Origin of the sequence: Aliinostoc sp. HNIBRCY26, assembly GCF_050235535.1 — a bacterium.
Taxonomy (GTDB): domain Bacteria; phylum Cyanobacteriota; class Cyanobacteriia; order Cyanobacteriales; family Nostocaceae; genus Trichormus.
Genome location: NZ_CP189852.1, coordinates 5,006,169 through 5,025,539, shown reverse-complemented (window position 1 = coordinate 5,025,539; position 19,371 = coordinate 5,006,169). Strand labels below are relative to the sequence as shown.

At 39.8% G+C, this 19,371-nt stretch carries 15 protein-coding genes and 3 pseudogenes; 11 read left to right on the top strand and 7 right to left on the bottom strand.

What is annotated here, in order from left to right:
* Positions 1-97: 97 nt before the first annotated feature.
* From ACQFX9_RS21315 to ACQFX9_RS21300, 4 genes and pseudogenes are all read left to right on the top strand, one after another.
* Positions 98-1,432, top strand: a complete 1,335-nt coding sequence (locus ACQFX9_RS21315; protein WP_427156771.1) for an IS701 family transposase — start codon at positions 98-100, stop codon at positions 1,430-1,432.
* A 44-nt stretch (positions 1,433-1,476) separates the two neighbouring features.
* A pseudogene (locus ACQFX9_RS21310) lies at positions 1,477-1,761 on the top strand (sensor histidine kinase); the annotation flags it as partial.
* A 152-nt stretch (positions 1,762-1,913) separates the two neighbouring features.
* Positions 1,914-2,702 (top strand): N-acetylmuramoyl-L-alanine amidase, encoded by a 789-nt coding sequence (locus tag ACQFX9_RS21305; RefSeq protein WP_427158299.1) that lies wholly within the window; start codon positions 1,914-1,916, stop codon positions 2,700-2,702.
* 246 nt (positions 2,703-2,948) lie between these two features.
* Positions 2,949-4,511, top strand: a complete 1,563-nt coding sequence (locus ACQFX9_RS21300; protein ID WP_427158298.1) for a glucosaminidase domain-containing protein — start codon at positions 2,949-2,951, stop codon at positions 4,509-4,511.
* A 230-nt stretch (positions 4,512-4,741) separates the two neighbouring features.
* Here the strand turns inward: ACQFX9_RS21300 and ACQFX9_RS21295 are convergent, their stop codons facing one another.
* Positions 4,742-6,058, bottom strand: coding sequence for a hypothetical protein (locus ACQFX9_RS21295; protein WP_427158297.1), 1,317 nt, complete (start codon positions 6,056-6,058; stop codon positions 4,742-4,744).
* A 226-nt stretch (positions 6,059-6,284) separates the two neighbouring features.
* Positions 6,285-8,219 (bottom strand): tRNA uridine-5-carboxymethylaminomethyl(34) synthesis enzyme MnmG, encoded by a 1,935-nt coding sequence (mnmG, locus tag ACQFX9_RS21290; RefSeq protein ID WP_427158296.1) that lies wholly within the window; start codon positions 8,217-8,219, stop codon positions 6,285-6,287.
* A gap of 213 nt (positions 8,220-8,432) precedes the next feature.
* Between mnmG and ACQFX9_RS21285 the strand changes: the two genes are divergently transcribed.
* Positions 8,433-9,269, top strand: a complete 837-nt coding sequence (locus tag ACQFX9_RS21285) for a D-alanyl-D-alanine carboxypeptidase family protein (RefSeq protein WP_427158295.1) — start codon at positions 8,433-8,435, stop codon at positions 9,267-9,269.
* A 152-nt stretch (positions 9,270-9,421) separates the two neighbouring features.
* On the opposite strand, the gene ACQFX9_RS21280 is transcribed toward ACQFX9_RS21285, so the two are convergent.
* Both ACQFX9_RS21280 and ACQFX9_RS21275 read right to left on the bottom strand, forming a co-directional pair.
* On the bottom strand, positions 9,422-10,717 hold the full coding sequence (locus ACQFX9_RS21280; protein WP_427158293.1) for a hybrid sensor histidine kinase/response regulator: 1,296 nt from the start codon (positions 10,715-10,717) through the stop codon (positions 9,422-9,424).
* The gene (locus ACQFX9_RS21275) at positions 10,714-13,146 is read right to left on the bottom strand and encodes an ATP-binding protein (protein ID WP_427158291.1); all 2,433 of its coding nucleotides are present in this window, start codon (positions 13,144-13,146) and stop codon (positions 10,714-10,716) included. Before ACQFX9_RS21275 ends, ACQFX9_RS21280 begins: the two co-directional genes overlap by 4 nt.
* Before the next feature lie 174 nt (positions 13,147-13,320).
* On the opposite strand from ACQFX9_RS21275, the gene ACQFX9_RS21270 reads away from it, so the two are divergent.
* Together ACQFX9_RS21270 and ACQFX9_RS21265 are read left to right on the top strand one after the other, a co-directional pair.
* On the top strand, positions 13,321-13,896 hold the full coding sequence (locus ACQFX9_RS21270) for a TIGR04376 family protein (protein WP_427158290.1): 576 nt from the start codon (positions 13,321-13,323) through the stop codon (positions 13,894-13,896).
* Between the two features lie 219 nt (positions 13,897-14,115).
* Complete coding sequence (locus tag ACQFX9_RS21265; protein WP_427158288.1) at positions 14,116-14,682, top strand: nitrate transporter; 567 nt, start codon at positions 14,116-14,118, stop codon at positions 14,680-14,682.
* Between the two features lie 176 nt (positions 14,683-14,858).
* Here the strand turns inward: ACQFX9_RS21265 and ACQFX9_RS21260 are convergent.
* Positions 14,859-15,917 (bottom strand): annotated as a pseudogene (locus ACQFX9_RS21260) (transposase); the annotation flags it as partial.
* Between the two features lie 11 nt (positions 15,918-15,928).
* Here ACQFX9_RS21260 and ACQFX9_RS21255 point away from each other — a divergent pair.
* Genes ACQFX9_RS21255 through ACQFX9_RS21245 form a run of 3 tightly spaced genes read left to right on the top strand, consistent with a single transcriptional unit; the run spans position 15,929 to position 17,210 of the window.
* On the top strand, positions 15,929-16,180 hold the full coding sequence (locus ACQFX9_RS21255) for a hypothetical protein (RefSeq protein WP_427158286.1): 252 nt from the start codon (positions 15,929-15,931) through the stop codon (positions 16,178-16,180).
* Positions 16,181-16,215: 35 nt separating this feature from the next.
* Positions 16,216-16,815 carry a hypothetical protein gene (locus tag ACQFX9_RS21250; RefSeq protein WP_427158284.1) on the top strand — a complete coding sequence of 200 codons (600 nt, stop codon included), beginning with the start codon at positions 16,216-16,218 and terminating at the stop codon, positions 16,813-16,815.
* A gap of 53 nt (positions 16,816-16,868) precedes the next feature.
* Positions 16,869-17,210, top strand: a complete 342-nt coding sequence (locus ACQFX9_RS21245; RefSeq protein ID WP_427158282.1) for a hypothetical protein — start codon at positions 16,869-16,871, stop codon at positions 17,208-17,210.
* Between the two features lie 259 nt (positions 17,211-17,469).
* On the opposite strand, the gene ACQFX9_RS21240 is transcribed toward ACQFX9_RS21245, so the two are convergent.
* Positions 17,470-17,892 (bottom strand): FHA domain-containing protein, encoded by a 423-nt coding sequence (locus tag ACQFX9_RS21240; protein WP_427158281.1) that lies wholly within the window; start codon positions 17,890-17,892, stop codon positions 17,470-17,472.
* A 12-nt stretch (positions 17,893-17,904) separates the two neighbouring features.
* On the opposite strand from ACQFX9_RS21240, the gene ACQFX9_RS21235 reads away from it, so the two are divergent.
* A complete protein-coding gene (locus ACQFX9_RS21235; RefSeq protein WP_427158280.1) occupies positions 17,905-18,753 on the top strand; it encodes an IS5 family transposase in 849 nt (282 codons plus the stop codon).
* A 32-nt stretch (positions 18,754-18,785) separates the two neighbouring features.
* On the opposite strand, the pseudogene ACQFX9_RS21230 reads toward ACQFX9_RS21235, so the two are convergent.
* Positions 18,786-19,235: pseudogene (locus ACQFX9_RS21230) on the bottom strand (transposase family protein); the annotation flags it as partial.
* Between the last annotated feature and the right edge of the window lie 136 nt (positions 19,236-19,371).

The following is a 19,371-nucleotide window of genomic DNA, read 5'->3' as shown; positions in this document are numbered from 1 at the left end:
TATTATATGCAACTTCATATTAAATTGGTATAAGCCCTCTTTTGTTACTACGGGGAAAGTATAATCAGGAAGAAAGCAGACAAAGCAAGTAAGAGGAATGGTTACAGCGCGTAGACAGCCAGTAAGCACAGTGGCATTCATAGATAACTATTGCCAGCACTATTATTCAGTATTTGAGGATGTGAGGCATTTTGAAGCATTCAAATTCTTACATTTGGGCATACTTTCAGAAATTAAGAGAAAAACTCTGCCAGAAATAGCTAAAACAGTGGGGCTAAAAGATAGCCAAACACTACATCATTTCCTGAGAGATGCACTGTGGGATATCAAAAAATTAAGAGAAATAAGGCTATGGTTAACAAAAATGTTTATTGGAGAAAGAGAAATAATTTTATGTATTGACGAAACCGGAGATCAAAAAAAGGGAAAATCAACAGATTATGTGACTAGGCAATATATTGGAAACTTAGGTAAAACAGAGAATGGAATAGTATCCGTAAATGCTTATGGTGTAGTAGATGGAATCACTTATCCTTTAATATTCCAAATATTTAAACCGAAAAATCGCTTAAAAGAAGGGGATAAATATAAGAGCAAACCCCAAATAGCGGTAGAGATTATTCAAGAGTTGAAAGAATGGGGTTTCAAAATTAAATTAGTGTTAGCAGATAGTTTATATGGTGAGAGTGGAGATGTAATTAGATGTTTAGAAAAATTAGAACTAGAGTTTATCGTAGCAATTCGCTCCAATCATGGAGTGTTAATGCCCCCAGGAAGCCGAAAACGTTATAATCGTTGGAAAGCTTATGAGCAAAAGCTTTCACATCGTCAATTAGAAACTCGTTACCTGAGAGAAATTATTTTTGGTCAACGTCGCCGCATCAGATATTACCAAATCAGTAAAGTTAATACACCCGACCCCACTGGAGATGAAAGTTGGTACATCATGACTAATTTATCAACTGATTTGTCACTGAATGTCGCGCAACTTTATAGTTTAAGAAACTGGATTGAATATGGTTTTAAAGAAGTTAAAAATGAACTGGGTTGGGCTGATTTTCGTCTGACTGATTATGAAAGTATTGAACGCTGGTGGGAAATCATTTTTAGTGCTTACCTTTTAGTTAGCATTCAGGCTACTTATTTTCAACTTTATGCCCAAACTCAATCAACATCTAGTTCAGAATCACCTTCATCAATAGACTTTAATATTTATCAATATAGTCAACATCCTAATTGGGAATCTGGTATAACATGGAAGAGTGCTTTAAATAATCTTAGATTGCTCATTCAACCCTATATTTTTTACTGTTTGATTCAACCTTGGCTCACAGTATTTAACATTCCTGGTATGAAGCGTTGCTTTTTGAAATTAATCGACTTTATGAATGATTTTCGCGCTTCTCCAGTCAGTTTCTCTGTTGCTAGTTGAATCTCTTGTCAATTTTTCTTTTCCTAAAGTAACAAAAGAGGGATAAGAGTTTTGCAGAAATTAAAACTCACCCCAACCGCATTACACTTGCAACATCAATTGTAGATAAATGCGCAAAAATCTCAATTGCTGATAATGGTAAAGGCATGACTCAAGAAGTTAAAAACAAGATTTTTGACCATTTATTCACTACTAAATCAGTAGGTCAAGGTACAGGCTTAGGATTAGCGATCGCCCGTCAAATTGTTGAAGAAAAACACGGTGGTAAAATCACAGTTAATTCTGTTCTGGGTGAGGGGACAGAGTTTATAATTTCTCTTCCCATCTAAAGAGTTTGTTCGTCAATAGCCACTATCCGTAAAATCTGAAATCCTTAACTGTTTACGTATATTTACAGATATGCTCACCTTTTCTCACTGACAAAGCGATCGCTTTGAGGTTATGAATGTAATTGCCACACTCACATAACCAGGAAAAAACGATGAAATTTGGTATTGATATGGGGCATAATTGCCCACCTGATACTGGTGCAACAGGTCTCAAACAAGAAGATGATTTAACTAAAGCTGTTGGTACTCTACTCATCCAGAAACTCAAAGCAGCCGGACATACCGTGATTGATTGCACACCCCATAGTGCTGGTAGTGTGAATGATTCTCTCAGACAAAGAACTGACAAAGCCAATAACAATAATGTGAATGTGTTTGTCTCAATTCACTTTAATGCAGCAACTGGCAAAGCTGACGGTACAGAAGTGATTGCTATTAGTAATACATCACAAGGAATTGCTCAATCAGTCCTCAAACAAATTGTCAAACTCGGTTTTAGAAATAGAGGAGTGAAATCAAACAGTCTCTTCGTTTTGAGAAATACCCAAATGCCAGCTATTTTAGTTGAGTGCTGCTTTTGCGATTCTCAAAAAGATATGGATTTATTGAATATCGAAAAAATGGCAGAAGCAATTAAAGATGGGTTAATTGGCGAAGATAGTGAAGACACACCACAGCCAGATAAAGATTACATTTTAGAAATTACCAAGCCCACAATTTTAAAACCATCAACAGAACAAGCATCTGATTTACCCAAAGAAAAGCTATTCGATATTCAACCAGGCAATTACCCAATTGCAGGATTCACCTTTGAAGAACACCATTACTGTGTAACTTGGCCTGATAAAAATATAGGCGATCGCAACAAACATTTTGTGTTTGCTGAACATTGCAAAATCCTGGAAAAAGCTGATGTTGCAGTACCAACAGGTGCTAAATAAGTATAACTGTGTAAATCAAGGTTTGTAGTAAGGACTTTAGTCCTCATAAAAGGGCTATTGTTCTTCGCAGAACCCACAAGGTAGCCCTTACTACAAGCTAATTTTCTCTAACTTTAAATAGAACAAGGTAAATAATTAAAGGTTTGTAGAGATAACTTTATTTCTCTCTATGAGACGATCCGCGAACGGAAAAGGACTAAAGTCCTGACTACAAACTGAATCCTAGTATTTTTCTAAGGGTGATTTATGGGATTATTAGATGATTTAATTAGTAAATATGCACAAACTGATTTAGCTGCAATTTTTACTAAAGTTGGTATTAAGGTAGAGAAAATATCTGAGATTAATCGCCAGACTTTAAAAGCAGCTACCCTGGCACAATGGTTATTAGAATCAGGTAGAGCCGCCAGTGAACTAGCAATTAAAGGTAATAACTTTGCTGGGTTGAAATGGCGAACCCCCGACATGATGGGTTTTGCTGAACCTTTAAAAATTAAAGTGCCTTCAGAAAAAGAAGCAGTCGAATTTTGTCAGTTTATCGATGTTGAGGCGTTTATTGTTGGCTATTGGAAATTTCTCACCCGTTCTCCCTACAAAGGTTTAGAAGAACATACCAATACACCAGAAAACTTCCTGGGTTTTCTTCGTGCTAAGGGTTTTTCCACCGATCCTGATTATGTTTCTAAGGTAGTAAGATTACTGCCAGAAGCCCAAAGATTACTCACTGATACCAACAGTGTAGCAGTTCTCGCTTCCCCCACTACCGTAGAACAATTACAAATTCTACGTGCGCCGCAAGAAGTAGCTGTTGGGCAAGTTTTCAGTATGGAAGGTGTGGCGCGATTAACTGACAAAGGTAGAACTGTGTCGGTGATGATTGACGATCGCTTCCCTGCCTCTGATGTCACAATTGGTGAGGATGGCAAATGGCGTATGAACTTTGTATTTAATCAAGCAGGCGATCGCACTATGTTACTAGCGATCGATGACCAAAGTCTAGAACTGAAATTTAAAGTTATCTTGGGTGTTTCCCAGCAGAATGAGTCAACCGCAACTACAACTGAAGCCAGAGTCATTCAACTCACCGGTAGCGTAGGGGTAGGCGGAGTCAATAAACCACAAGATGTGCAAGCAGTCAAAGCCAGACTCCATGAACTAGGTTACACCTGGGTAGGCGACCCCAACACCCCCAGTTTCGACAGAGGACTATACGACGCAATTCGTCTATTTCAATCAATTATTGCTGGTCGCAGTACCATTCGAGGTGATGGTAGAGTTGATGTTGATGGTACTACTCACCGATGGTTGCAAGCTGATAATGCACCAAGATGGGTAACAATGCCAGAAAGCCAACCTCAGAGCGGTTTGATTAACGGCGAACTCGCGGATATCAACGATAAACACGACTTCGGTACACACTGGCTAGCTGAAACCATTCTAGCCATTGCTCAAGACTATCAAAATACCTATCGCAATACTCGCCCTGATGCCTCACCATTCGCCATTAATGATGTCAGTTTACCTTATGGCGGGGACACTCCCGACCACCGAGGACATGAAACAGGTTTGATGTGCGATGTTTTCTTACCCAGAAACGATGGCAATTTCGGCGGTATTTCTTATACAAATGCACTATACGACCGAGATGCAACACGCGCTATTATCCAATCAATTCGCCGACAAAAGCTAGTCCGTGCAAATGCAGTATTTTTTAATGATCCCACCCTCGTAAGAGAAGGACTTTGTAAACCTCTAAATGGTCATGATCATCATATTCACTTTGAAATCAATCCCCCAGCCAGAAGTTAGTTAAATTCAAAATTCCTTCTTTGGTAAACTTAGGGACACTTAATTGTTGTGTCCCTAATTTTCACCCTGCTCAAAACTACTACAAATACCATCTTGACTGGTTCTCATACCAATTTTGGATTTTGGATTTTGAATTTTAGATTCAAATCCTAGATTCTTAGCCTATTCCAGAATCTCGAAAAAATACTACTTATCCCCATTCGGTATCATTTCTTCATGGCGAATTGATATTACAATTTTTGTCCTGTGAAAATCGAGCGTACTTCACCATTACGGCGGACTATAGCTTCACCGTTGTTAACTTCTACTAATGTCCAACCACTAGAGCCAATGCTTTCACCGATGCTAACGCGACGACTAACGCCGTTAATTTGAAATAGGGCTACAGATTTATTCCCTAACTCTAATAATCCTTCTAATGTGTTACTAGGCGCAGGAGGGGTAACGTTGAGAGATGCAACTTGGACTGCTTGTGTGTTGGTAGATGGTCTTGGTAAACTAGCACCGAAGGGAACAACCGGTAAATTAGGTAAAGAACTGGGTGACTGTTGCACTTTTATCGGTGCATTTCTCACAGACACAGGTTTCATATCAGAACGCACAGCCGCCGCTAACATATTGACGCTGCTGGGTTTGCCGGCTGGTTGGACTTGATTTAAAGTATTCTTGACTACATTCGGTTGGTTGGCAACTGGGGGTAAGGGTGAAACTAAATTAGGAACTGGTGGGAGTGCAGAGCGCATTGGTGAAGGTGGTTGGAAAACAGGAATATAAATGCGCTCCACAACGTTAGCAGACCGACTAGGTGTAGGTGCTGTATTGTTGGCAGTCAGGGGTGATGGTAGATTCCCTATGGGTTGATTGTTAGATAAAGCTAAGGATGTCGGATTGGTAATTACCCGATTGGCTAATGGAGAACGGACTTGACTTTGATTGTTGTTTTCTTTACCATCAATGACGGCTAATGCTCCCATCATGTAGTTAACTAACTCAGCTTGGACATCTGGTTTTGTCGGTACTTGGGCTGTGGGAGTATACGCATTTGGTTGCTTAAATTGAGAGGTGAGAACAACTAAACCCCCCGATTGAAATATATATAGTACACCAGCGATCGCCACACCAATAGTTGTACCCACAATCAGCAGTTTACCCAAGGTGAGTTTAGCTGTTTGAGTAACTTGAGTGATTGATTTAACTTGGGGTTTTTCAACAACAACGGAATTGACTTGTTTGTTGCTAATGGTAGCAACGGTCTGTACGGGACGCTTGGCTGTATTCGGTAGAACAATCTGCGGGACATCTACGGTTTGCAGATGGTCATGTTCTATAGTGGTTTGCTGGGAAGTATATGACCAGTCGCTTCTCGGTGCATTCCCTGGGCGTGGTGATTGATGATGATTGAAATTGACATCTAGTATTTCGTCAATACTGGCAAACAATTCATCCATCAAGCCATCAGCATAGAATTCTATTGACCACGGTTCGTTAACAATGAGGTCTTCTGATGGTTCGGGGATAATCAGATTGGAGCTAGCTTCTAGTAACATAAGCAAATGTTAGGTGGTAGTTGCCAGGATGGGGCAACACCGCCCCTTTTACCTGGGTATCAGGATTTTCAAATTAGCCAATCTTCTGTCCAAACTAGACGAGTTGATTGTTTATTGTATGAAATTCAACTCCTAATCGGGGATCATTGATGATGCCAGGGTTGAATTCTTGTCATCTATCATACCCATCCCACTTCTAATATACTCACCCTTCATAAAGATGAAGTTAAGACAAAGCCGCAACCCCTGATTGTGGTTGAGATTGACGCAATTCTAAAAAAATTAATAAAGCGTTGACATCCGCCGGATTCACACCACCAATGCGGGCGGCTTGACCGACTGTGAGGGGTTTGACTTGGGAGAGTTTTTCCCGCGCTTCTTTAGAAAGAGTGTCAATTTTTGTGTAGTCTAAATCTGCTGGTAATGGGCGATTAGCTTGACGGGCAATTTGTTCGATTTGGCTTTGTTGTCTCGCCAAGTAGCCAGAATATTTAATGTCAATTTCTGCCCCTTCCCGTTCTGCTTGCGTGAGGGTAGAATTACCAAGTCCGTATTTATGCAAATCTACATAGTGAAATCCCGGACGACGCAGCAAATCCGCTAGGGTAATGGAACCTTTGATAGCTTGTTGGGTATCAGAGGCGATCGCTTTGCCAATTTCCTCATGTTCTTTGACTCTGGTAGCATACAACCGTTCTTTTTCGGCGGCAATCTGGGCTTGTTTATTGGTGAACAATTCCCAACGGCGATCGTCAATTAAGCCAATTTCCCTGCCCAGAGGTGTCAACCGTTGGTCAGCATTATCGGAACGCAGTAACAAGCGATACTCTGAACGGCTAGTTAACATCCGGTAAGGTTCGCGCAAATCTTTAGTACACAGGTCATCTAATAATGTCCCCAGGTAACTTTGCTCACGGGGGAAAATAATCATTTCTTGACCACGCACAAACCGCGCCGCGTTGATTCCCGCCACAATGCCTTGGGCTGCCGCTTCTTCATAGCCTGTTGTACCGTTGATTTGTCCCGCACAGAATAACCCCGCAATTTTTTTCGTCATCATTGTGGGATAGCACTGTGTCGCAGGTAAATAATCATATTCCACTGCATAGGCGGGACGTAACATCACACATTTTTCTAACCCAGGTAGACTACGTAACATTTGCAGTTGCAAATTTTCCGGCAACCCTGTAGAAAACCCTTGGATGTAGAGTTCGGGGATATCTCGTCCTTCCGGTTCAATAAAAATTTGGTGACTTTCCTTATCGGCAAAGCGGACAATCTTATCTTCAATACTGGGACAGTAACGCGGCCCTTTCGCCTCCACCCAACCACCATAAACCGGAGATAAATGTAAGTTTTGCTGAATTAAGCGATGGGTTTCGGCGGTAGTGCGGGTCATATAACAAGGCATTTGTTCCCGTTCTACCCACACTTGGGGGTCAAAACTAAACCACCGGACTTCCGCATCTCCCGGCTGGAATTCCATTTTGCTGTAGTCTACTGACCGTCTGTCTACCCGTGCTGGTGTCCCAGTCTTGAGTCTACCAGTTTCAAATCCCAGATGATTCAATGTTTGGGTTAAGCCTTCCGCCGCAAATTCTCCGGCGCGTCCCGCCGCCATTGACTTATTTCCTACCCAAATTTTCCCGCCGAGAAATGTCCCCGTGGTTAAAATTACAGCTTTACATTCAAAAGCCACACCAAAGTAAGTTTCTACCCCAATTACTTCATCATTCGCACCCAACACCAAGTCTGTCACCATCCCTTCCCGGATGCTCAAATTTTCTTGGTTTTCTACAATATTTTTCATAATGGCGGCGTATTCCCGCTTGTCAGTTTGGGCGCGTAATGCCCATACCGCCGGGCCTCGTGAAGAGTTGAGGATACGCTTTTGTAGGTATGTGCGGTCTGCCATTTTGCCAATTTCCCCACCCAAAGCATCAACTTCATGGGTCAATTGAGATTTAGCAGGGCCACCCACAGCCGGGTTACAGGGTTGCCAAGCGATTTTATCTAGATTTAATGTCAACAGCAGGGTACGACAACCGAGGCGGGCAGTAGCAAGGGCTGCTTCGCAACCGGAGTGACCTGCACCGACAACGATGACATCAAAAGCGTCTTGCCCGAAAGCGTTTTTGGCAACGGAATTGTGCATGGTCATACGTACAGGGTGAGCAAATTGAGAATTACTACTAATGTTAACTTAATTCAGTGATTGTATTGATGTATGTGTGTCTGGAGATTTAAAGATGTGTTAATTAATCATGCTCGAAAAATTACACATTTTTGATTAATCTGAAAGTGAAGTTTAAAATCAATATTTATATAATTTTGTAATATGGTGAAAGGCAACCTGATAAACTAAATTATCCCCATGAGATTAATTGTCAAAAAAGCAATTTATATTTTTATATCTATATTGGTAATTTGTATAGTCGTGGCTATCACCAGGATTAATCTTCATCAACCCAATATACAAACATCAAATGCTTGTAACACAGTTAATTCTCCATCCTGTGTTCCTAGCGATTCAGTACCAATTTCACCCACACCTAACTTTAACATTCCTCAGACAGATAAAGAAAGGTTTTTAAGTGCGATCGCTAGTCACTTATCTAACATTCCCCAGCCTGGAAGTTATGAATATATCCTGCTTAAAGCCTACGGGGCAGTTTTTATTAATCAATTAACAACTGTCAAATTACCATCCAATGTGCTACTCAATAACGAGCAAGAAACACAAACATTTCAAAATAATTTAACAATGGTGAAAATCGAGGGAACAAATGATTGTTACCTCCAAGCAATAGCCGCCACAGCTTTAAATCAAGCCCGTTCTCAAGAAAATATTCCTTTAAAATCAGGTTACGGTTCTGGTGATTGTACTCGCACTTTTGCGACTAATTTAAGATTCTGGCATAAATATGCTAACCAACATACCTTAGATAAAGTCAAACAAGGACAAGAAACAGCAATTCTCAGTACAGTTGCACCTCCAGGCGCATCACAACATCTTTGGGGTTTAGCGATTGATTTGCGAATATCTAATCAGCAGCAAAGAAAGACACTCAATGAATATGGCTGGTTTCAAACTGTGGTTAATGATGTACCCCACTGGACTTATTTAGGTTTAACTGAATCAGATTTAGTCAATTTGGGGTTAGTCAATAGAGTAGAAAAAGGAATTAGCTATTGGGTGACTCCGCTTTAAGTAGAACGATTTGCCAAAACCAAACTATATTAAGTCATGTAAAAACACTAAGGTTTAGTTTGTAGTAAGGACTTTAGTCCTTTTTTGTTCGCGGAGCGTCTGGCAGAGAGAACTTTAGTCATCACTACAAACCTTTATGTATGTCGAATATATTAATGTATGGGTAATTCAATGACAAATTCTAGCCCCAATCCTGGCCGAGAATGACATGAGATTTTGCCGTTATGATTTACAACTATAATTTGGTGAGCTATTGATAAACCTAAACCAGTACCTTTACCGATGGGCTTAGTAGTATAAAAAGCATTAAATATTTGATTTTTAACTTCTTCACTAATTCCTGTACCATTGTCAGAAATGTGGCAGATGACTCTATCTTCTATTACCTCTGTTTTGAGAATAATCTTCCCAGGATTTTGGAGTATTTCATGGTAGTTCTGATTTTTTTGGGATTCTTCGATAGCATCAATGGCATTAGTAATTAGATTCATAAAAACCTGACTAATTTCCCCAAGATAGCAATCAATCAATGGCAAATCTCCATACTCTTTGATAACTTCGATAGCTGGACGTTGAGGATTAGCCTTAAGTCGATGCCCAAGAATTAGTAGTGTACTTTCTAAGGCTTCATGGAGATTAGCTAATTTCTTACCTGTTTCCCGATTGCGAGAAAATTTATTTAATGAAGAGACAATTTCCGTAACGCGGTCTGTACCTAATTTCATTGATTGAATAACATGATATAAATCATCTAAGATATAGCTGAAGTCATTTGTTTGAATTACCGCCTGAATTTCTGCTGGTGGATTAGGCAAATATTTTTGATAAAGTTTGAGTAAATCTGTTAACTCTTGTACATACTGTTGGACAAAATTTAAGTTACCAGCAATAAAATTGATGGGATTATTCACTTCATGGGCAATACCGGCTGCCATTTGACCTAAACTCGCAATTTTTTCGGTTTGGATGAGTTGGCTTTGGGTGTTTTGTAATTCTGTGTTTTTGGCAATTAAGCTGGTAGTCAGATATCTCAATTTCAATTGATGTTCGATTCTGACTAAAACTTCTTCATGTTGAAAAGGTTTGGTGATGTAGTCTACTGCTCCTAGTTTAAAACCTTTAACTTTATCGGCAGTTTCTGAAAGCGCGGTCATAAATATGACAGGAATATCCCAAAAACGGGGGTCATTTTTGAGATGTTGACAGGTTTCAAAACCATCCATACCAGGCATCATCACATCTAATAAAATTAAATCTGGTAATAAATCATTTTCTAATCGTTGTAGGGCTTTTTCACCACTGCGCGCCGCCCAAACTTCAAAACTAGATTCATCTAAAAAACTTGATAAAACTTGTAAATTATGAGGATGATCATCAACTATTAAAATTATGCCTCTAATCGGTGCGCGATCGCTAAAATAATTGGGGTTATTTACAGTCGCTCTCATGCTATTTCCACCTGATATTCCATCAAAAATTTAAGAATTGCATCTTCGTCAAATTGTCTGGCTAGTTGCTTGAGTTGTTGAGCGAAATCTGCAAAGTTAGAATCTGCCGTTTCTAGTTGCTCTGCACATTTGATAATGGCGTTAAAGTTACCCCTTTTAGCTAGTGTTATTAGTTCCTGTAAGACTTCTGGGTGGGGTGAAATTAATTGTGGTAGGGGATTTTTCTGTGGTGTGACTACATCTAAAACTGCTTCAGACTCAGATGGCTGATAAATCCAGACTAAACTTAAATGACGCTCTAATTGACGCAGTAATTCATCTATTTGTATGGGTTTGCTGAGAAAATCGTCACCACCTACTGCTAGGCTGCGATTTTGGTCAGAATCAAATACACTTGCCGAAGAAACAATAATTTTGAGATTGTGAAAGTTAGGGTTTTGTCGTAGATTTTGAATCAAAACAAAACCGTCCATTTCCGGCATAATTAAATCTGTAATGATTAAATCTGGTAGGATTGCGTCGGCTTTTTCTAGTGCGTCTTGACCATTGACTGCTGTCACCACCTGAAAACCTAATGGTTGCAGAATATCAGTTAAGACTGTACGGTTTTCCCAGCGATCGTCTACTACTAAAATTGTCTTGGGACTACCTGCAAAACCAACTATTTTTCCTGCTGATACCGTCATCGCTGATTCTAACCATTCACTGGTTGCTAGCATCTCCAACTCAAACGAAAAGGTGCTACCTTGTCCCACCTGACTCATCACTTGGATATCACTTCCCATCATCTGCACTAATTGACGGGTAATTGCTAAACCGAGTCCAGTTCCTTCGGTTTGCCGCTTCTTTTGTCCTACCTGTTCAAAAGGTAGGAAAATTTTGCTCAATTCTGCCTCAGTCATACCGATGCCTGTATCTTCTACGGTGTAGCGGAGGCGGTATTTGATTTGTCCTGCACTGGGAGATTGCTCAATCGTGGCAATTTTGAAGGTGACTTCCCCCTTGTCTGTAAATTTAATGGCATTTCCCAGTAGATTTAACAAGACTTGTCGTAGTCTTTTGGCATCAATATGCACTCCCGTAGGTAAATCACTGGCGGTTTCATAGATAAATGTAATCCCTTTTTGAGTGGCGCGAATTTGACAAATTTCGGCGATTCCTTGAATAAAAGACGGAAAATGTACATCTTCAGGGCAAATTTCTAGTTTTTTCGCCTCAATTTTCGAGAGATCCAAAATGTCATTAATTAAAGTCAACAAATGAGAGCCACATTGTTCAATAATGTTGACATGATATTGCTCTTGTTCTCGTAAGTCGGCGGAACGTAACAAAATTTGCGCGCAACCCAAAATGCCATTTAAGGGTGTTCTCAGTTCATGACTCATGTTGGCTAAAAATTCGCTTTTGGCATTATTAGCTAAATCAGCCGCTTCTTTAGACTTTTTCAGTTGCGCCTGTTCAAAAGCTTGCACTCGCCACAAGACGGTAATCATGGTGATAGTCAGTCCCCCAACAATCACAGCAATCAAATCCAAAAATTGCAGGCGAGATTCAATATTTTCGCGGGGAATTACCAAAGCTACAGACCAATTAGCGGTTTTTAATGGTAAATAGGCAACATATTTTTTGGTGCCGTCAATTTCCATTAATTGAATTCCCTGCTTTTTCTTGACCATTTTTTTGGCGATCGCCTGCCATTTGGGATAACGCAGTAGACTAGGTACAGGCTTTTCTACAGTTGTCATTAATGCTGTGTCAGGATGGACAATCGCCTCTCCTTGGGAGTTGAGAGCAAAAGCATAGCTATTTTTACCGTAATGTAAGGAGTTGACAATCTCTGTCATGTGATCAACTGTCACGTTACCGTGAAATACACCGATTGGGGAATGGGGAGTTTGAGGACTTGACCAAATCGGAGTTGCGATCGCAATTAACGGAATTCCCGTAGAACGACTGATAAAGGGGTCAGAAATATTACTCTGTCCCGCCATTGCTTTTTGAAAAAACTCTCTATCCTTAATATTTTTGGTTGACCGACCAACTTTAGTATTAGAAAATGAACCGTCTGGGGTAACTATTTGGAAAAAGAAAAATTCGTTGGTTCGTTTCACCTCTGTCTGTAAATAAGGTTCTGCTACAGACCAATTTAAAGAACGCACATTTGATGTGTTGGCTAGGGTTTCTACCTCCGCTTTGCGAACCTTTAACCACGTCTCTATTTGATCAACTCCTGTTTGCACTTCTAAAAAAGCATTCTTGCGGATGTCTGCCAGTGCTAGCTTACGGGCTGCTAAATAGCTACAGTAAGCAGATATACTGACAAAAATAATCGTACCGCCGAGAATCAACCGCACCACAACACTGCGTAAATACAGCTTTTTTACTCTAGATGCTGGTCGGTAGGAGTCATTGATGGCCCAAGATTTCATACCAAGAAGAATAGAGTCTATCTTTAGACGTAGGAAGTTATACTTTAGATTGCCCAATTCATCCTAGAGAATCACATCTATCCTTTTGGGTGGCGCAGTTTCTCTATTTCCTTTCTTCTGCGTTGATAATTACTACAATAAAATCATCACACCCCCAACTCTGGAGTTCTGACAGTGGGCTTATTTGATGATTTTAGTCGGTTTCTGGAAAACCGTTTAGAGGAATTCTTGCGTAATAATCCGCATTTGGAATTAGAAGCGTTGTTAGAACAGCTGCGGCAGCAAGAGGAAGATACATTAAAGTTAATTGCAGATTTACAATTACAAGAGAAGCGATCGCAAGAAGATATTCTCTCCACCGCCCAAGAAATTCAACGTTGGCACATCCGCGTCCAAAAAGCCAAAAACGGCGGTAGACAAGATTTAGCCGCCGCCGCCCAAGATAGAGAAGCCGCCCTACTGCGTGAAGGAAATCAGCTTTGGGGACATATGCAAGGGCTAAAAGAACGCATCGCCCAATCCCAAGAACTTTTACATAAAATCCAGGTGCGACGACAGGAAGTCAAAACCAAAGCCGCCGAAGCCCAAACAGCACGCGCTAAAGCCCAAACTCAACAGCGTATAGAAACAGGTGGTTGGTGGAATCAAGCTAGCACCTCTAGCAGTAGTTTTGATGACTTAGAAGAAAAGTTCCGCCGTTGGGAAACTGAAGATGAATTAGAACAGATGAAGCGCAATTTAGGAAAATAATCTGTACATTTCCCCAACAAAATACCAATGCTCACAATATTTTAATAATTAGGGGTTGAATAATGTTCAATCCCTAAAATATAGGTTTATGATTTCCTATATCAAAATTCACTTCTCTGGTAAGATGAAATTAACCAGAGTGTCACATTTGTCGTTTTAATAATTTTAATTGTTGTAATTGCCGCAGTATTTTTTGCCGTTCCAGATTAGAACTGAGGCATGGATAGAAGTATATTTTTAGATGTTTTATATAGTCTACAAAGATTGTTTGTAGGCTACATCCCTGCTGCTGTCGCAGGCAGTTTACTTGGTTATTTAATTGGGGTTAATGGCACAATCTATCAGATACTTAGACGCATAGTGCAAATACCCCATAGTATCCCCCCTATCGCCTTGCTACCTCTTGTTTTGGTAATACTGCAAGAGAAAGAATCAGCAGTCGTGATAGTCACTTTTCTTGCTACCTTCTGGACAATTGTCATCAATACAGCTATCGGGATGCGGCATTTTTATAGACAAGACAAGAACTTTCGGGTAGCTATTTTTCACCTCTTTTATGCACTGAAAGTTGGACTTTGGGTAGCATGGTTTACAGTAATTGCTCAAGAAATGTTAATTGAGCAAAAAGGACTAGGGAATTTGGCTTGGGAGGGTTATAAAGCTGTCAACCTTAACTACATAACTGAGGCTATATTTTATATAGGGATTATCGGTTTTTTCTTAGATCAATTGCTGGATTTAACAGGCTCAATGCTAGCTAAAATTGTCACCAATAATAAAAAATAATGGGTTTATACATTAGTCCATAGTTAAACCAATTCGCAATTCGCAATTCGCAATTCGCAATTCGCAATTCGCAATTCGCAATTCGCAATTCGCAATTCGCAATTCGCAATTCGCAATTCTCACATCTTGCACCTGGAAATATGAATGTCAAAACCACAACTACGTGCAAGAGGAGTGAGGCGTTCAATGTTAAGTAAAAGAAGATACACTACTAATTGAGGGAAAATAGATTCAAGAGCTAGTTGTGCAGCTTGACCCCAATCAGGTGGTGATGCTGACTGAGTATGCAGATAACTCCAATGGGCTATGAGATAAGCAGTGAGAGAAAGGATAAGCCAACGATACATACCCAGCAGAGTTCCTTGCCCAAAGCGATGTAAACCAAAACGGTGCTTGGCGGTTTTGAACCATCCCTCAATCTGCCATCGACGCTTACCCCACCATTTAAGAGTAGAAGCTTTAATCGGGCGAGTAGATAAAATAAAACGTTTTTCTAGTTTGCCATTATCGCGTTTTAAGTAATACCAAGAAACAGTAACAGGAAAGCTTAACCCAAACAGATAAACCTGTTGCCCTTGCTGATGTAAGCGTCTTAAAAGTCTACCATCTGCTAATTTACGGCTAATAGATACACCAGTAATAGCATGATATTTCAGACGACGTACACCCTCAAGAAATTCTATACTGCCAAAGGCCGTATCAGCTAAAATAATTGTCTGGAAATGTTGAGTTAAAGATTGCGGTAAACGTTTCACGAGTTTCAGTCCTAGCTTTGCAGGGGAAGGCGTTCCCTTACCTCTCCAAACCCTAAAATTCCAAGGGATACGGCATCTTCCAATTACCAAATAAACCACGACCAGATGCAAACCGCGTTTACCATTGTAGACTCTGATTAAATCACTAAACTCTTGAAATTTACCTCGTTTCTCTAAAGTCGTTAGGTCAATTATTACTTGTAAAAAGGGTTTTCTTCCTTTAGCAGATGATGCTAAAACCTTGAGTACTGTTTGTAATGCGGTGGAACGAACAACACGAATCATCTCCCTAGTTGACCAAGGATTGATATTGAGAAATCGGCTGATTGCACTTGGAGATTTTGTTTGACTGTGTTCGGGTAATGGGTGTCCTTGTGCCTCTAAAAATAATGCCAGCATAGCTTCTAAATTATCTTTCTGGTACTGCGTTGGCATCAGTTCTTTCAGGCTATAAACTAGTTTTTGGGCGTGGGCAAGCATTAATCAGTGCTTTGTTTAATTCAAGTATTTCACGCCTTTTCTCTCATGTTTTAAGTATCAAAGGCAAACATATCCATGTCTTCGGCGAAAAAGTAACCGCCGACGCGGAAATCTTACTTTCTACGCAATATTACGGCATTTACGTTCTATTTATAACTAAATTTACTTATCTATCCTTATTTGAATCTTGTTATAGTTTTGTGCTGTCTATTGGCTTTCTACGGGTATCTACGTTAGGTGCAAGAAGTGAGCTAACTTATTAATTCTTGACGGACAGCAACGCCTAACTACTTCATTCATGGTTTTGCTATCAGGGCAACCCGTGATTATTAAAGACTACAAAACCCAAAAGCTGATTAAAAAATGGTACTACCTCGATATTGCCAAATCACTTGACAATAATATCGACCGCCACAGTGCCATCATCGCTTTCCCAGAATCAAAAAGATTACGAACTTTTAGTGGGGAAATAATAGACTGTTCTACCCCAGAAAACGAGTATAAACTAGGATTATTTCCATTATCAAAAATTTTCTTCTTTTCTGAATGGAGAAGTAAATACTGCAAATATTGGCAATACGATGCTCAAAAACTGGAACTCATCGACACCCTAGAAATAGAGGTACTCAAGAAATTTGAGCATTATCAAATACCAGTAATCCAACTGCGGGACTCCTTACCCAAGGAAGCAGTGTGCCAAGTCTTTGAAGATACCAACACCTCTGGCTGTGACCTCAACTATTTCGACTTGATGAGTTCTAGCTACTGTGCCAATGACTTCAGTCTCAGAGATGATTGGAAACTGCGGGAGGCTCATTTTCAGCAATTGCTGAATGGCTCGGATATAAACAAACTTCTGTTTTGTACTATCATTCTTCAGAGTTATGTAAAGCTATAAATGCACGATATATTGAGTATAAGAAGAATGAAAAAACTAAAAATATAAAACAATTGTTGGAGTCTGTAGTAGCAAATAAAGCCTACCCACCACCATCTATGCAGGAAGTGACTAAACAAATCGGTATTAGTTTACCTTCTCTGAAAAAATATTTCCCAGAAATATGTTCTGCTATTTCAGAAAGATACGCAAATTATTGCAAAGAAAAGTCAAACCAAAGAGTTGAAATACTCAGCCAAGAAATTCGCCAGATTGCTCTTCAGCTAAATTCCCAGGGAATAGAACCAACTGCTAGCCGCATTTCAGCACATTTGAGTAAACCTGGAATGATTCTTCAGAAGAAGGCTATCGCCACAGTATATGCAGTGCGACGCGAACTTGGTTGGGAAAAATAATGTATTTTGCAGATACAAGTAATTAGATAGCTAACTTCGTTCAAGTAAAAATACTTATTGTATTTATATAGGAATCGTACTTTAATCTTGCTAAGTATACTGAGAAACAAACCTTTGTATGGCAAGCCTCTAGGTAATTTGGTTTTTCAGAAATCAAATATGAGTCCTATAGCTATCTTTGATTCTTTTTTCCTTTTTACTAACTGACCTACTTGTGCGAAAATTGACAAGCATTAGTTGTCCGTTGGAAATGACAAGTTTAAAGTGACCACTTCGGACAACTTATGCTTGTTGTCGCAACTGCAAATACAGTATTGCCTAATTCAATTTCATCATCAAATTGTAAATCGTATTCAGGAAAATTTAGTTTTGCTCCCTCTTCTGGTGTTTGATGTGCTTCTCTCTGTCCAATTTTCTGCCCGTTTACATAAGTACCATTTTTACTGCCAAAGTCTCTGATCCTTATATTTGGTGGCATTATATCCAATAAACAGTGATAGCGAGAAATGGTTTTATGGTCTGCATCATCTGGTAGTTGAATGTTTGCTTCTGGGCTTCTACCCATGATACAGGTAGCGCGGGAATCGAAGGTGTATTGTCTTCCTAAGAGGATGTTTGAAAAGTCAAGCAGGGTGTAAAAAAGCTCTCTCAGTATAAGCTGTGAATAGATAATAAACAGCACCGAGAGAGTGACATGAGTAAAGCATACCCCAGCAATCTGACACAGACCCAATATGAATTTCTCAGTGACTTAATTCCAGACCCAAAACCAGGTGGACGCAAGCGTGAAGTCGATATGTGGGAAGTTCTCAACGCCATTTTCTATGTCTTGGTGGAAGGAGTGCGATGGCGAGGACTACCGGGAGACTTCCCTCCTTGGCAAACAGTGTACACATATTTTCGCAACTGGCGTAAAGACGGGACGTGGTTACACATCCACGACAGGCTAAGAGAGTGGACAAGAATCGATATTGAACGCCATTCAAGCCCATCTGAAGCCATCATTGACAGTCAAAGTGTGAAAACTGCGGCAATGGTGAATCAAGAAGTTGGGTTTGATTCAGGTAAGAAAATTAAAGGACGTAAACGATTTATGACGGTTGATACCTTGGGGTTAGTGTTGCGAGTCTTGGTCACGGCAGCCAATGTGGGTGAACGTTCTGGGGGTAAACAAGTTCTCAAACGCGTCAAACAGTCTCATCAAAAGATATCTCGCTTGACAACACTCTGGGTCGATGGTGGTTTTGATGGTGAGGTAGTGCGTTCCTGTCGCCTTGCGTCGGAAAGCAACTACCGAACCCGTAAGGGTGAACCGTTTATGCAATGGGTCATGAATTTTTGCCGTTGGATTGTGCAGGTGGTGTTGCGTCCAGAGCAAACCAAGGGCTTTGTCTTGCTCAAAAAACGTTGGGTGGTTGAGCGCACTTTTGGTTGGCTTATGGGATGTCGGCGTTTGGTTAGAGACTACGAGTTATTACCTGAAACATCAGAGACTTTTATCTACCTTGCCATGATCCGCATCATGGTGAGGCGATTAGCATAAATTTTGACCCATCAAAACTTTTCAAACACCCTCTTAGTATCCCCTCTAGCATCAGATGCGTCTTTTAACATTCTTTCTATTTCTTCGGTTGTTACTATTCCTTTGGACGCTATACTGTGAATATCATTGTCTAACACTTCTTGGATTACTTTCTCTGCCAGTCGTTTTGTATAAGTTCTTTTTTTCTTTACAAATTCTAGCTCCTCACTAAAAGGTTTTTTACATCTATTGCATTTAAATTGTCTTCTATTTATTTCTAAAAATACCTGTTTCTCTCCCCAGGGCAAATCTTTGACAATATGCCGATGATTTTGATGTAATTTCTCACTTTTTGTTTCACAGTGTGGACAAACACTATATAATATTGTTGACTCCGTTTGTAAAATCACTCCAATCCCTTCATAAATGCTTTCTCCTATAACTTTTATATCTTTTAAACCCAGGAGTTCTGTTAAAACTTTTATAGCTCTTTTCTTAATCATTACTGATATTTATCACAAATTTATTTTTGTTGTATTTATACTTAAGGACAAATATTGCTTCTGTGTCAAGTACAACAAGGTTTTTATTCACTATTTGGATAAAATATTTACTGATTCTTGCATTTTTATTTCATTG